The 12,726-nt window shown below is 73.7% G+C and carries 13 protein-coding genes; 7 read left to right on the top strand and 6 right to left on the bottom strand.

Annotated elements, in window-relative coordinates:
* The first annotated feature begins 71 nt into the window (after positions 1-71).
* Together ABD340_RS13500 and ABD340_RS13495 are read left to right on the top strand one after the other, a co-directional pair.
* Positions 72-815 (top strand): PadR family transcriptional regulator, encoded by a 744-nt coding sequence (locus ABD340_RS13500; RefSeq protein ID WP_344589238.1) that lies wholly within the window; start codon positions 72-74, stop codon positions 813-815.
* 6 nt (positions 816-821) lie between these two features.
* Positions 822-1,271, top strand: a complete 450-nt coding sequence (locus tag ABD340_RS13495; protein ID WP_344589236.1) for a DUF1707 SHOCT-like domain-containing protein — start codon at positions 822-824, stop codon at positions 1,269-1,271.
* Positions 1,272-1,498: 227 nt separating this feature from the next.
* Here ABD340_RS13495 and ABD340_RS13490 read toward each other — a convergent pair whose 3' ends face one another.
* Together ABD340_RS13490 and ABD340_RS13485 are read right to left on the bottom strand one after the other, a co-directional pair.
* Positions 1,499-2,194 (bottom strand): response regulator, encoded by a 696-nt coding sequence (locus ABD340_RS13490; protein ID WP_344589234.1) that lies wholly within the window; start codon positions 2,192-2,194, stop codon positions 1,499-1,501.
* Positions 2,191-3,600: a sensor histidine kinase gene (locus ABD340_RS13485; RefSeq protein WP_344589232.1), complete on the bottom strand. Its 1,410-nt coding sequence runs from the start codon at positions 3,598-3,600 to the stop codon at positions 2,191-2,193. The genes ABD340_RS13490 and ABD340_RS13485 overlap by 4 nt, the downstream gene beginning before the upstream one ends.
* A 140-nt stretch (positions 3,601-3,740) precedes the next feature.
* On the opposite strand from ABD340_RS13485, the gene ABD340_RS13480 reads away from it, so the two are divergent.
* Positions 3,741-4,964 (top strand): FtsX-like permease family protein, encoded by a 1,224-nt coding sequence (locus tag ABD340_RS13480; protein WP_344589231.1) that lies wholly within the window; start codon positions 3,741-3,743, stop codon positions 4,962-4,964.
* Positions 4,961-5,551: an ABC transporter permease gene (locus ABD340_RS13475; protein ID WP_344589230.1), complete on the top strand. Its 591-nt coding sequence runs from the start codon at positions 4,961-4,963 to the stop codon at positions 5,549-5,551. The genes ABD340_RS13480 and ABD340_RS13475 overlap by 4 nt, the downstream gene beginning before the upstream one ends.
* A 289-nt stretch (positions 5,552-5,840) precedes the next feature.
* On the opposite strand, the gene ABD340_RS13470 is transcribed toward ABD340_RS13475, so the two are convergent.
* The 3 genes from ABD340_RS13470 to edd all read right to left on the bottom strand — a co-directional run bounded on the left by ABD340_RS13470 (position 5,841) and on the right by edd (position 9,291).
* Complete coding sequence (locus ABD340_RS13470; RefSeq protein WP_344589229.1) at positions 5,841-6,248, bottom strand: PPOX class F420-dependent oxidoreductase; 408 nt, start codon at positions 6,246-6,248, stop codon at positions 5,841-5,843.
* A gap of 561 nt (positions 6,249-6,809) precedes the next feature.
* Positions 6,810-7,430 carry a bifunctional 4-hydroxy-2-oxoglutarate aldolase/2-dehydro-3-deoxy-phosphogluconate aldolase gene (gene eda, locus ABD340_RS13465; RefSeq protein ID WP_344589227.1) on the bottom strand — a complete coding sequence of 207 codons (621 nt, stop codon included), beginning with the start codon at positions 7,428-7,430 and terminating at the stop codon, positions 6,810-6,812.
* Between the two features lie 61 nt (positions 7,431-7,491).
* On the bottom strand, positions 7,492-9,291 hold the full coding sequence (edd, locus tag ABD340_RS13460) for a phosphogluconate dehydratase (protein ID WP_344589226.1): 1,800 nt from the start codon (positions 9,289-9,291) through the stop codon (positions 7,492-7,494).
* Between the two features lie 141 nt (positions 9,292-9,432).
* On the opposite strand from edd, the gene ABD340_RS13455 reads away from it, so the two are divergent.
* Genes ABD340_RS13455 through ABD340_RS13445 form a run of 3 tightly spaced genes read left to right on the top strand, consistent with a single transcriptional unit; the run spans position 9,433 to position 11,742 of the window.
* On the top strand, positions 9,433-10,560 hold the full coding sequence (locus ABD340_RS13455; protein ID WP_344589225.1) for an ROK family transcriptional regulator: 1,128 nt from the start codon (positions 9,433-9,435) through the stop codon (positions 10,558-10,560).
* A gap of 19 nt (positions 10,561-10,579) precedes the next feature.
* Positions 10,580-11,008, top strand: a complete 429-nt coding sequence (locus tag ABD340_RS13450) for a helix-turn-helix transcriptional regulator (RefSeq protein ID WP_344589224.1) — start codon at positions 10,580-10,582, stop codon at positions 11,006-11,008.
* A 17-nt stretch (positions 11,009-11,025) separates the two neighbouring features.
* On the top strand, positions 11,026-11,742 hold the full coding sequence (locus ABD340_RS13445) for a creatininase family protein (protein ID WP_344589223.1): 717 nt from the start codon (positions 11,026-11,028) through the stop codon (positions 11,740-11,742).
* On the opposite strand, the gene ABD340_RS13440 is transcribed toward ABD340_RS13445, so the two are convergent.
* Entirely contained in the window at positions 11,656-12,648 is a 993-nt protein-coding gene (locus ABD340_RS13440) for a lysylphosphatidylglycerol synthase transmembrane domain-containing protein (protein WP_344589222.1), read from the bottom strand. The genes ABD340_RS13445 and ABD340_RS13440 overlap by 87 nt on opposite strands.
* Positions 12,649-12,726: the final 78 nt, after the last annotated feature.

The raw sequence follows: 12,726 nt of genomic DNA, 5'->3' as shown, positions 1-12,726 counted from the left end.
ACCCCCGTTTTCGATATATCGTTGTCGTATCGCGAGAGATCAAAGAGAGATCTCGGAAGGCGGTGGAGAACATGGGGACGACGCATGGTCCGGGGGCGGATCTGCGCTGGGCCTTCGCGGCGGCCGCGCTCGGCGCGAAGGCCGCCCACCTGGCGGCGCACGCGGCCCGCGGGCATGAGCACGGACACGCCTGGGGGGCGGGCGGCTGCGGCCCGAAGTCCCGCGGGGACGTGCCCGGCGGTTTCGGCTGGTTCTTCGGGGGCGGCCCGGGGCCGTGGGGCCCGCCGCCCGGCCCCGGGCCCTGGGGACGCGGCCGCCCGCCGTGGGCGCGCGGGCGGGGACCGAGGGCGCGCAAGGGCAACGTCCGCGCGGCCATCCTGGCGCTGCTGGCCGAGGAGCCGCGCAACGGCTACCAGATCATCCAGGAGATCAACGAGCGCAGCGGCGGCGGCTGGAAGCCCAGCCCCGGCGCGGTCTACCCGGCGCTGCAGCAGCTCGCCGACGAGGGGCTCATCCGCGGCGAGGAGGGCGGGGGACGCCGGACGTTCCACCTGACCGACGAGGGCCGCGCCTATGTCACCGAGCACGCCGACGAGCTGACCGAGCCGTGGGCGGAGATGGCGCCCGACTTCGGCGAGGGCGTCCCGGACCTGTTCAAGCACGCGGCGCAGACCGGGGCGGCGCTGATGCAGATCGTCCACTCGGGGACACCGGAGCAGGTCGCGCAGGCCAAGGAGGTACTGGCCGACAGCCGGCGCAGGCTCTACCGCATCCTCGCCGAGGACGACGACGCGACCGACACCGCGGAGGGATGAACGACGGTGACCCGTCCGGATGAAATGCGCATCGGCGACGTCGAGCGCGACGCGGTGACGGCCGCGCTGCACGAGCACTTCGCGGCGGGCCGGCTCGACCGCGAGGAGCTCGACGAACGGCTCGGCGTGACGCTGGCCGCCAAGACCCAGGGTGACCTGAAGACGATCGTCCATGACCTGCCCGGCCCCAACGGCCTGCCCGAACCCGTACGGGCACGTGGGCACCGCCATCCCCGGTCACCCTGGGAGCGGCACGGCCATCCCGCCCACTTCCACGGCCATCGCCACCGCCACGGCCCGTTCCCCGCGCTCCCGCTGATGCTCGGCGTGTTCTTGATCGTGGCCTTCACGATCGGACCGGGCGCGGCAGTACTGACGGTGCTGCAAATAGCACTGCTGGTATGGACGGTCAGGGCAGTGCTGGCCATCGCCTCCCACCGCACCCGCCCCAGATAGCCGCCCAAAGGCGCCGCCCGCCACCAGAGTTCTTCCTGCTGTTGCGCCGAAAGCCGCGGTCCCGCACAACACCTCCCAATGACCAAGATCATTGGGAGGTGATGCGTTTCCCGTTGGATCCAAGACCTCCCGCAAACAGCGCGCAGAGCAGTACGCGGATCAACGCCGCATGCAAACACCATCCGGCTCATGCGAACACCGCCCCGCTTGCCGAGACGCCACCCGGCTCATCGAGATCCTGGGCCCGGTGAGCCGTTGACCGTCGCTGCTCGGGCCTTCTCGTCCAGGAGCGACTCGTAGGCGATCAGGCCGGCCTGGGTGCGGTTGGCGCACTGGAGTTTCTCCAGCAGGCGGGAGACATGGCCCTTGACGGTGGCCTCGCTCAAGCACAGGCGGCGAGCGATCTGGGCGTTGGACAGGCCTTCGCCCAGGCAGGCCAGCACCTCGGTCTCGCGTTCGGTGAGCTCTTCCAGCCGTGCCGGATGACGGTCGCGGGCGGGGTCGCGGCCGGTGGCGGCGGCGACGAGGCGGCGGGTGGCGGCGGCGGACATCACGGTGTGGCCGTCGGCGGCGACCCGTACCAGCTCGACCAGGTCTTCCGGCGGGGTGGACTTCAGCAGGAACCCGGCCGCGCCCGCGCGCAGCGCCCGGATCACGTAGTGGTCGGCGTCGAAGGTGGTCAGCGCGACGATCACCGGAGGGCTGCGGTGCGCGGCGATGCGCTCGATGGCGGTGAGGCCGTCCACACCGGGCATCCGCAGGTCCATGAGGACGACGTCGGGCCGGAAGCGCAGCACCGCCTCCACGGCGGCCGCGCCGTCGTGCGCCTCGCCCACCACCTCGATCTCGCCGGACGCGCCGAGGATGGTGCGCAGATGCGCGCACACCATCGGCTCGTCGTCGACCACCACCACACCGATCATGCGGCGGGCTCGCTCATGGGCGGGGCGGGGGTGGGCGGGGCGGACGTTGCCGGGGCGGACGTTGCCGGGGCGTGCGTTGCCGGGGCGTGCGTTGCCGGGGCGTGCGTTGCCGGGGCGTGCGTTGCCGGGGCGGACGTTGCCGCCGCGGGCGTCACCGGTTGGGCCGGGACGAAGGCGGGCAGCGACGCCTCGACGCGGAACCCGCCTCCGGGCGAGGGCCCGGACCCGAACGTGCCGCCGATCAGCTCCACCCGCTCGCGCAGGCCGCTGAGACCGGCGCCGGAACCGCTGCCGGCCAGCTCGGCGTCGGCCTCTCCGGACGGCGCGGAGTTGCGCACGGCGAGCCGCACTCCGTCGGACCGGTAGCGGACCTCCACCCGCACCCGGGCGCCCGGTGCGTGCTTGCGCACGTTGGTCAGCGCCTCTTGGACGATCCGGTACGCGGTGCGGCCGACGACGGGCGAGGCGAGCGGTGGATCGCCGGCCTCGTCCAGCTCCACCGGAACGCCCACCGAGACCGACTCGGAGATGAGCGCGGACAGGTCGGGCAGCGGTTCGGACGGTGGCGCGTCGTCGTCGCCTTCGGAGGTGCGGCGCAGCAGCCCGATCACATCACGCAGTTCCTCCAGGGCCTGGCAACCGGTGCCGCGCAGCTCCTCGGCGGCGCGCCGGACGGCCTCGTCGGGTGCGCGGACGCGCAGCGCGCCCGCCTGCAGCACCATGAGCGTCACCCGGTGCGCGACCACGTCGTGCATCTCCGCGGCGAGCCGGGCGCGTTCGTCGGCGCGGGCCTGCTCGGCCAGCAGGTGCCGTTCGCGCTCGGCGCGCTCGGCCCGTTCGGTGAGGCCGCGGACGACATGGCGGCGCGCGGAGATGTAGAGCCCGAGCAGCGCCCCGCCCACGATCACGACCACGCTGCGGAAGATCATCGTGTCCACGCTGTCGCTCTCCTGGCCGGGCAGCCGCTTCACCGCGGTGGACGGGATCACCGCACCCAGGAAGCACACCGGGAGGACGAGCATCACCACGGGCGGCAGGGCGAACCGGCTGTCACGGGCGAACGCGGTCGCGGCGTAGGCGGCGAACGGAGCGGCCGGCGGCCACCACGCCATCGGGTTGAGATCGATCCGTCCCTCCGTGCGCAGCAGCGTGCCGGGGGCGGCCAGCTCCACCGCGAGCAGCGTGACCGTCACGGCCACGGTGAACCACGCGACCGCCAGCGGCGCCCGCCGCCGGTAGATCAGCGGCAGGCCGGTGAGCGCCAGCACCACCGCGGTCGTGCCGCCGTACGGGTGCAGGACCGATTCGCCCTCCGCCATGGTCTGGAAACCGAACGCCATCGCGAGGAGTACGACGGTGGCGTCGGCGACGAAGTCGCGCAGCGGCCGGGTGGGTTTCAAGCGCACCCCACCACGGTACGCAGCGCGGGGCCGCCTGCCACCCCTACGAAAGTCGCAACGCTTCGACGATCACACGACCTTCGTCGGTGCGATTCCCCACTTTGCGCCCTGCCGGCCCGGGCCCGCCGTCGGCTGAGATCGAGAGCATGATGGTCAAGCTCGTCCTGCGGGGACTGGTCGCGCACCGGGCCCGGCTCCTGCTGTCGGTGATCTCCGTCGTCGCGGGCGTCGCGTTCGTGTCCGGCACGCTCGTCTTCTCCGCCACCCTCGACCGTTCGCTGGAGCGCGCCTTCGCCGACCTCGGCCGCGGCACCGACGCCGTGGTCCGGCCCACCAGGGCGTTCGACAACGCCCTGGGCGAGCGGGCCGCGGGCCGCACCGTTCCCGCGGGCGCGCTGGCCACCGTGCGAGGCGTCGCCGGCGTGGCCAAGGCCCGCGGCGAGATCGGCGGGTTCGCGGCCGTGGTCGACGGGCGCGGCAGGATCGTCGGGCCGGCGCCGCAGACCGGTGTGGACTGGACGGCCGACCCCGACCTGTCGCGGATGCGGCTGACCGCCGGGCGCGGGCCGGCGGCGGCCGGTGAGATCGCCGTCGACTCCCGCACCGCGGCGGCGTCCCGCCACCGGGTCGGCGATCGAATACGGGTGGCGCTGATGTCGGGCACGCGCACGTTCACCCTCACCGGCGTCTTCCGGTACGGCGACTCGGCGATCGGTGCCTCGGTCTCGATGGTCGCGTTCGAGCCGGGCACCGCGCAGCGGCTGCTGATGGAGCGGCCCGGCACGTACACCCAGATCACCGTCCACGCGCGCGACGGTGTGCCGCCCGAGCGGCTGCGCGTGGCGCTGGCCGCCGCGCTCCCGCCGGGTTCGGGCCTGGAGGCGATCACCGGGAAGCGGGCGATCGACGAGTTCGCCGAGCCGCTTCGCGACATCCTCGCGACACTGCGGAGGTTCTTGCTGGTCTTCGCGCTGATCTCGGTGTTCGTGGGGGCCTTCCTGATCTTCAACACGTTCGCGATGCTGGTCGCCCGGCGGACCCGCGAGATGGCGCTGCTGCGCGCGGTCGGGGCGTCCCGTGCCCAGATCACGCGCTCGGTGCTGGGCGAGGCGACGGGAATCGGCCTCGCCGGCTCCACGCTGGGACTGGCGGCCGGTGGCGGGCTGGCCTACGGGCTGTCCCGGCTGCTGTCGGCGGTGCTGGGCGAGGATCTGCCGTTCGGCGCCCCGGTGGTGCCGACCTCGGCCGTGGTCGCCGCGTACGGGGTCGGGATGGCGGTCACGCTGGCCGCGGCATACGTCCCGGCTCGCCGGGCGGGCCGGACACCTACGCCGACGTCAAGACCGCGTCCCCGACCGTCCCCACCATGATCATCGACGGGGACGGGTACCGCGTCCACGATCCCGGCACCGCACTCGAGCGGATCGAGCTGACCCTCGCCCCCGGCGCCGACCCGGCCGCGACCCGCCGCGCCCTGACGGCCGCCCTGGCTCCCTGGCCCAACGTCGACCTCAAGGACCGGCAGGCCGTCAAGGACGAGGCGGCCGGAGGCATCGACCTGTTCCTGAACCTGGTCCTGGTGCTGCTGGTGCTCTCAGTGATCATCGCCGCGCTGGGCATCGTCAACACGCTGGCACTGGCAGTCGTGGAACGCACCCGCGAGATCGGTATGCTCCGCGCCGTCGGGCTGCAACGCCGCCAGCTCCGCCGGATGATCCGCTACGAGGCCGTGATCGTCTCCCTGTACGGCGGCCTGCTCGGCCTGGGCCTGGGCGTCCTGTTCGGCGTCGCGCTGCGGCACGGGATGGCCGATGAGGGCATCGACGTGCTGGCCGTCCCGTTCACCCGGTTGGCCCTCTACCTCCTGGCCGCCACCACGATCGGCACCCTGGCCGCGATCTGGCCCGCCCACCACGCCTCCCGCATGAACGTCCTGAGAGCCGTCTCCACCGACTGACCCGGCGCCTCTACCCCCGCCCCAGGACCTGGACGTCCCCGAGTCCGAGGACGCCGGTACCCGAACGGCGGTGCTTCCAACCGACGGCGCCGCGCCAGTCGTGGTCGCCTCGGGACGCCGCGCCCGGCTCGTCCGGCGCCCCGCGAGAACTCCGAGAGGCGACCACTCAAATCCCCAGCCACTCCCCCACAACCAAGCGACCGCGGCGGGGTGCCACTACTGCCGCTCGCGTCAGCCGCCACTCCTCCGGCAGACGGCCGCCCAGGCGCGGCGCCAACAGCGCGCGTGGCTACTGGGGCGCCGACCCGGCGCCGACGTTTTCGAGGACCAGTTCGTAGTGGAGGGTCTCGTAGCGCAGGAGCTTGTGTGTAAGCGGCACCACCAGGCCCTGCTGTATGGGGTGCTTGCGCGCCAGCAGGCGCCGGATCGGCTTGGATTCGGCCTTGCTCAGCAGGCGGGTACGGCCGCGCACGGACGGCCCCGTGGCCTCGCCGCGGAAGGTGCTGTGCGCGACCGTCACATGCGGGTTGTTGTGCAGCCGCTTGGACTTCCAAGCCTTGTCATAGGTACGGAAGTACGCCAGCTCTCCGCTGACGACGATGTTGACGGCCGTGCCCACAGGCGTCCCGTCACGCTTGTACGTGGTAAGCCGCACAGTGCGCTGTTTGGCAAGGGTCTCCAAGGTCGGAATGCTCATACCCCGGAGACGGCTCGACCGCGCCAGTTGTGACACCGGCCGAAGCACGTCTTCCTAGCTCGAAACCTTCAGGTACCGCGCGAGCGCGCTACCTGGCCGGTGGTGCGATGCCGAAGGCGAGCTCTACCGGGCAGATCGCGAAGCGATGTCGCGCTCGCCCAGGCCCGGTCAGGGCGTGAGCCGCCAGGCGAGCGCGCTGGGCCGGGACTGCGAGAACGCAGCCTGGCCGGTGGTGCGATGCCGAAGGCGAGCTCCATCGGGCAGATCGCGAAGCGATGTCGCGCTCGCCCAGGCCCGGTCAGGGCGTGAGCCGCCAGGCGAGCGCGCTGGGCCGGGACTGCGAGAACGCAGCCTGGCCGGTGGTGCGATGCCGAAGGCGAGCTTCACCGGGCAGATCGCGAAGCGATGTCGCGCTCGCCCAGGCCCGGTCAGGGCGTGAGCCGCCAGGCGAGCGCCCTGGGCCGGGGCTACGAAAACACAGCCGCCAGGCGAGCGCCCTGACCGGGGTTGTATAAACACAGCCGCCAGGCGAGGGCCCTGGGCCGGGAGTTGAAACGCGGCCTAGTGGAGGGAGGCGGCTTTGCGGGCCAGGTTCTCCAGGTGGGACCAGTCGGCGTTGCGGACGGCGTCGGGCGGGGTCAGCCAGGTGCCGCCCACGCAGCGGACGTTGGGCAGTGCCAGGTAGCGGGCGGCGTTGTCCTGGGTGATGCCACCCGTGGGGCAGAAGCTGATCTGGGGTAGGGGGCCGTTTAGCGCCTTCAGGTAGGGTGCGCCGCCGGCGGGCTCGGCGGGGAAGAACTTCATCGCGGTGATTCCGTGCTCCAGCAGCGCCATCGCCTCGGAGGCGCTGGACACGCCGGGCAGGAACGGGAGTGCGGTCGCTGTCATCGCCGCGCGCAGGCGGTCCGTGCAGCCGGGGCTGACCAGGAACTTCGCGCCGGCCTCCGCCGCGCGCTCCGCGTCCTCGGGGTGGACGATCGTGCCCGCGCCCACGACGGCGTCCGGCACCTCGGCCGCGATGCGTTCGATGGCCGCCATCGCCCCCGCGGTGCGCAGCGTGACCTCGATGGCCGGCAGCCCGCCCGCGACCAGGGCGCGGGCCAGCGGGACGGCGGCGTCCGGGTCGTCCAGGACGACGACGGGCACGACCGGGGCGAGGTCCAGCAGTTCTTCGGCTTTCACACGGGCTCCAGGGTGTGGACGATGGGCGCGGCCGCGATTCGCGGAAGGATACCGCCGCCGCTCACGCGAAGACTCCGGCGCCGCGTTCGGCGGGGCCGACGGCGCGGCGGAACGCTGTGAACAGCTCGCGGCCGGTGCCCGTCTCGGCGGGCGGCGCGGTCGACGCCTGCGGCTCGCGGGCGGCGAACTCCTCGTCCGGGACCAGGACCTCCAGCAGGCCCTTGCCGGCGTCCAGGCGGATCGGGTCGCCGTCCCGGACGCGGCCGAGCGGCCCCCCGGCGGCGGCCTCCGGGGAGAGGTGGATCGCGGCCGGGACGGTGCCCGACGCGCCCGACATCCGCCCGTCGGTGACCAGCGCGACGCGGTGGCCGCGGTCCTGGAGGACCGACAGCGGCGGCGTGAGCTTGTGCAGCTCGGGCATGCCGTTGGCCTGCGGGCCCTGGAAGCGGACGACCGCGATCAGGTCGCCGTCCAGTTCGCCGGCGGCGAAGGCGTCCTGGAGCTGCTGCTGGGAGTCGAAGACGCGGGCGGGCGCCTCGATCGCGCGGTGCTCGTCCTGGACGGCCGACACCTTGATCACGGCGCGGCCGAGGTTGCCGCGGACGGTGTTCAGGCCGCCCTGCGCGTCGAACGGCTCGCCGACCGGACGCAGGACGGCGGGGTCGCCGGAGGTGGCGGGGGCGGGGTGCCAGGCCAGGCCCTGGTCGGTGAGCGCGGGGGTGCGGCTGTAGGCGGCCAGGGTGTCGCCGCCGACGGTCCGCGCGTCCTCGTGCAGCAGTCCGGCGCCAATGAGTTCGCCGATCAGGAACGCGGTGCCGCCGGCGGCGTGGAAGTGGTTCACGTCGGCGGTGCCGTTGGGGTACAGCCTGGTCAGCAGGGGCGTGACCGAGGAGAGCTCGTCGAAGTCGTCCCAGGTCAGCTCGATTCCGGCGGCGGCGGCCATGGCGACCAGGTGCAGCGTGTGGTTGGTGGAGCCGCCGGTGGCCAGCAGCGCGACGACGCCGTTGACGAACGCGCGCTCGTCCAGCATCTCGCCGACCGGTGTGGTCAGCCGCAGGACGCGGCGCGCGGCCTCGTCGGTGAGGACGTCGCGCAGCGCGGTGCCCGGCGGGACGAAGCTGGCGCCGGGCAGGTGGAGGCCCATGACCTCCATGAGGAGCTGGTTGGAGTTGGCGGTGCCGTAGAAGGTGCAGGTGCCGGGGGCGTGGTAGGAGGCGGCCTCGGCGGCCAGCAGTTCGTCCCGGCCGACCTCGCCGGCCGCGTGCCGCTTGCGGACCTTGGCCTTCTCGGCGTTGGGCAGCCCGGACGGCATGGGCCCGGCGGGCACCAGGATCACCGGCAGGTGCCCGAACGACAGGGCGCCGATCACCAGCCCGGGGACGATCTTGTCGCAGACGCCGAGGAGCAGCGCGCCGTCGAACATGTCGTGGGCGAGGGCGATGGCGGTGGACATGGCGACGACGTCCCGGCTGAACAGGGACAGTTCCATGCCCGCGCGGCCCTGGGTGATCCCGTCGCACATGGCGGGGACGCCGCCGGCGAACTGGGCGGTGCCGCCGGCGGCCCGGACGGCGGCCTTGATCCGTTCGGGGTAGTCGTGCAGCGGCTGGTGGGCCGAGAGCATGTCGTTGTAGGCGGAGACGATGGCGATGTTCTTCGCCTTCGCCCCCTTGAGCTGGAGTTTCTCGGCGGGGCCGCAGGCGGCGAAGCCGTGTGCGAGGTTGGCGCAGCCGAGGCCGGCGCGGGCGGGGCGGTCGTCGCGGGCGGCCCGGATCCGGTTCAGGTAGTCGGCGCGGCGGGCGGCGCTGCGCGCGGCGACGCGCTCGGTGATCCGCGCGACGACGGGATGCGGTGAGGTCATCGGGGCGGTCCTGCTTTCGGCCGGGTGGGGGTCATGGAGAAACTAGTCCGCTTCGGACAAGCATGACAACTTACTTAGGTATCGGGGTTAACAAAAGTCGGCCGTCTTGTGACAGCTTCACGGCCGTGCTTCACTGACCGGATGACCCGGCGCCCTTCGTCCAGCGGTGACGTGCTCCATCTGATCCGCGCGGACGGCGTCGCCACCCGCGCCGAGCTCGGCCGGGTCACCGGGCTGTCCCGGCCTGCGGTGGCCCTGCGGGTGAACGAGCTGATCGCGCACGGCCTGGTCACCGAGAGCGCCGACGGCCCCTCCACCGGCGGCCGCCCGCCGGCGCGGCTGTCGTTCAACGCCTCCGGCGGCGCCCTCCTGGTCGCCAACCTCGGCCGGTCGCGCGGCCAGGTGGCCGTCACCGACCTGGCCGGGACGATCCTCGCCCAGACCGCCGTCACCACCGGCCGCGCCCCGGAGGCGGCGCTCCCCGTCCTCCTCGCCGAATGGGCCCGGCTCCTGGAGCGGACCGGGCCCGCCGCGGTGCGCGGCGCGGGCATCGGCGTGCCGGACGCCGTCGAGTTCGCCCCCGCCCGCTGGGAGGGCGTCCCCATCGGCCCGCCCATCACCGAGCGCTTCGGCGTGCCCGCCTTCCTCGACAACGACGTGAACATCGCGGCGCTGGGCGAGTACCAGTCCCGGTTCCGCCGGGAGACCGGCGACCTGCTCTTCGTCAAGCTGTCCACCGGCATCGGCGCCGGCCTGATCGCCGGCGGCCGGGTCCAGCGCGGGGCGCTGGGGGCGGCCGGGGAGATCGGCCACATCCCGGTCCGGGACGGCGGCGGCGTCCAGTGCCGCTGCGGCAACCTCGACTGCGTGGAGGCCGTCGCGGGCGGTGCCGCGCTGCTGGACCGCTCCCCCGCCGCCGGCCTGGCCGATCTGGTCGCGCTCGCGCGCGCCGGGGATCCCGCCACCGTGACCCTGGTGCGGGAGGCGGGGCGCCGCGTCGGCGAGGTCGTCGCCGGTGCCGTCAACCTCCTCAACCCGGCCGTGGTGCTGCTCGGCGGCGACCTGACCGGCGCGTCCGAGCCGCTGATCGCGGGCGTCCGGGAGGTCGTCTACCAGCGTGCCACGGCGCTGTCCACCCGCGGGCTGCGGATCGAGCTCGGCCGGCTGGGCGACACCGCCGGGCTGATCGGCTGCGCGGCCCTCGTCCTGGAGCACATCCTGACGCCCGCGGCCGTCGACGCCGCTCTCACCCGCCCGGCACCGGCCTGACCGTGGGATGCTGGGGGTTGTGACCTCGGTTGACGATCTGGTGCGGTTGCGGCGGGCCCGCGACCGGATCGACCGCGAGTACGCCCAGCCGCTGGACGTGCCGGCGCTGGCGCGGACGGCGCTGATGTCGCCCGGGCATTTCTCGCGCAGCTTCCGGGCCGCGTTCGGGGAGACGCCCTACAGCTACCTGATGACGCGGCGGATCGAGCGGGCGATGGCGCTGCTGCGGCGCGGCGATCTGACGGTGACGGAGGTCTGCTTCGCGGTGGGCTGCTCGTCGCTGGGGTCGTTCTCCTCGCGGTTCACCGAGCTGGTCGGCGAGACGCCGAGCGCCTACCGGGCCCGCGCCCACGGGTGGGACGGCGCGATCCCCGCCTGCCTCGCCAAGATCTACAGCAGGCCGGTCAGGAGCCGGGATGCCGGAGCGGGTGCCCGGCCCCTGGCGTGATGAGAAGATCTTGCGGCATGGGCCCAGATCTGAGCGCGTACCTCCTGCCGATGACCACCACCGACGACGAGCGTGACCGGGCCGCCACCGTGGCGCTGCTGCCCGTGGGCAGCTTCGAGCAGCACGGGCCGTACCTCCCGCTCGTGACCGACACCGTGATCGCCTGCACCGTCGCCCGGGAGATCGCCGCCGCGCATCCGGTCCGCGTGCTCCCGCCCGTGACGGTCTCCTGCTCGCACGAGCACGCGGCCTGGCCCGGGACGGTGAGCATCTCGGCTCGGACGCTGTACGCCGTGGTCGAGGACATCGCCGCGTCGCTGCGCCGGGCGGGGGTGCCGAAGCTGGTCCTGGTCAACGGGCACGGCGGCAACTACGTGCTGGGCAACATCGTCCAGGAGGCCGGCGGCGACATGGCGCTCTTCCCCGGCGAGCCGGACTGGGAGACGGCGCTGACCGCCGCCGGGGTCCGCACCCCGGCGCTCAGCGACATGCACGCCGGGGAGATCGAGACCTCGATCCTGCTGCACGCCCATCCCGAGCTGGTGCGGCCGGGGTACGAGAAGGGCGACCGGCTCGCCGACGACCGGCGGCACCTGCTCACCCTGGGGCTTTCGGAGTACACCGAGTCGGGGATCGTCGGCCGCCCGTCACTGGCCTCCTCCCGTAAGGGCCGGGACCTTCTCGGGGCTCTCGTCGAGGCGTTCGGGGAGCTGCTCCCGGTCCTGCGCCGGTAGCGCCGGGACGACGGCGCGGACGATCAGCACCACCGCGCCGGGGAGGCTGGCGACCAGCGTGAGCACCCCGTACACGACGGCGACGGCGAGGCCCTGCTCGGCGCCGAGCCCGGCCGCGCCGAACGCCAGCGCGGTGGTGGCCTCGCGCGGCCCCCAGCCGCCGACGTTCACGGGCAGGCCCATCGACAGCAGCGCCAGCACGATGATCGGGACGAGCTTGGTGAGCGAGGCGTCCGCCCCGGCGACGCGCGCCGCGACCGCGAACAGGGCGATGTATCCCGCGAGCCCCAGGACGGAGGTGAGCGCGACCCCGGGCCAGGTGCCGCGGGCGAGCAGGACGAGCCGTGCGTCCGCCGTGGCGCTGGCGAAGGCGCGTCCCCAGCGGCCGCGGGCCAGGACGACGGCGAGGGCCGCGACCAGCACGCCCCCGCCCAGCACGGCCAGTCCCGGGGCCAGGCCCGGCGCCATGGCCGCGAGCAGCGCCGGCTGCGCGAGCAGCACGGCCGCACCGGCGGCGATGATGACGATCAGGCCGGCCAGGCGCTCCAGGACGACGGCGCGCACGGCCCGCGCGACGTCGCCGGCGTCACGGCCGTGGCTCACCGCGCGGTGCACGTCGCCGAGCACGCCCGCGGGCAGCACCGCGTTCAGGAACAGCGCCCGGTAGTAGTCGGCGACCGCGGCGGTCACGGGCAGCCGCAGGCCCAGCCGGCGCGCGACCAGCCGCCACCGCAGCGCGCTGGAGACGGTGGTCATGAACCCGATCCCGAGCGCGGCCAGGACGGCCGCCCCGTTGATCGTGCCGAGCGCGGCGAGCAGGGTGTCGGTGCTGTGCCACCAGACGAGCGAGGCGATGATGCCCACCGCGACGAGCGACCGGAGCCAGGGTCCGTAAGCGCGCGCCACGCCGCCCCCTCCGCGCAGGAGCGGACGCCCCCACGCCCCCCTGCGGAAACGCGCGCCCACCATTCCCCCCAGCACAGC

It is taken from the genome of Actinomadura vinacea (genome assembly GCF_039532545.1).
GTDB classification, from domain to species: Bacteria; Actinomycetota; Actinomycetes; order Streptosporangiales; family Streptosporangiaceae; genus Spirillospora; species Spirillospora vinacea.
Note: the sequence above shows the minus strand (reverse complement) of the source record. Positions and strands in the feature narration are given on the sequence as shown.

What these genes read in the sequence shown, in the direction of transcription:
- ABD340_RS13500 (WP_344589238.1), top strand. Translation starts at nt 72, where the DNA reads ATGGGGACGACGCATGGTCCGGGGGCGGATCTGCGCTGGGCCTTCGCG.
- ABD340_RS13490 (WP_344589234.1), bottom strand. Translation starts at nt 2,194, where the DNA reads ATGATCGGTGTGGTGGTGGTCGACGACGAGCCGATGGTGTGCGCGCAT.
- ABD340_RS13480 (WP_344589231.1), top strand. Translation starts at nt 3,741, where the DNA reads ATGATGGTCAAGCTCGTCCTGCGGGGACTGGTCGCGCACCGGGCCCGG.
- ABD340_RS13475 (WP_344589230.1), top strand. Translation starts at nt 4,961, where the DNA reads ATGATCATCGACGGGGACGGGTACCGCGTCCACGATCCCGGCACCGCA.
- ABD340_RS13470 (WP_344589229.1), bottom strand. Translation starts at nt 6,248, where the DNA reads ATGAGCATTCCGACCTTGGAGACCCTTGCCAAACAGCGCACTGTGCGG.
- edd (WP_344589226.1), bottom strand. Translation starts at nt 9,291, where the DNA reads ATGACCTCACCGCATCCCGTCGTCGCGCGGATCACCGAGCGCGTCGCC.
- ABD340_RS13455 (WP_344589225.1), top strand. Translation starts at nt 9,433, where the DNA reads ATGACCCGGCGCCCTTCGTCCAGCGGTGACGTGCTCCATCTGATCCGC.
- ABD340_RS13445 (WP_344589223.1), top strand. Translation starts at nt 11,026, where the DNA reads ATGGGCCCAGATCTGAGCGCGTACCTCCTGCCGATGACCACCACCGAC.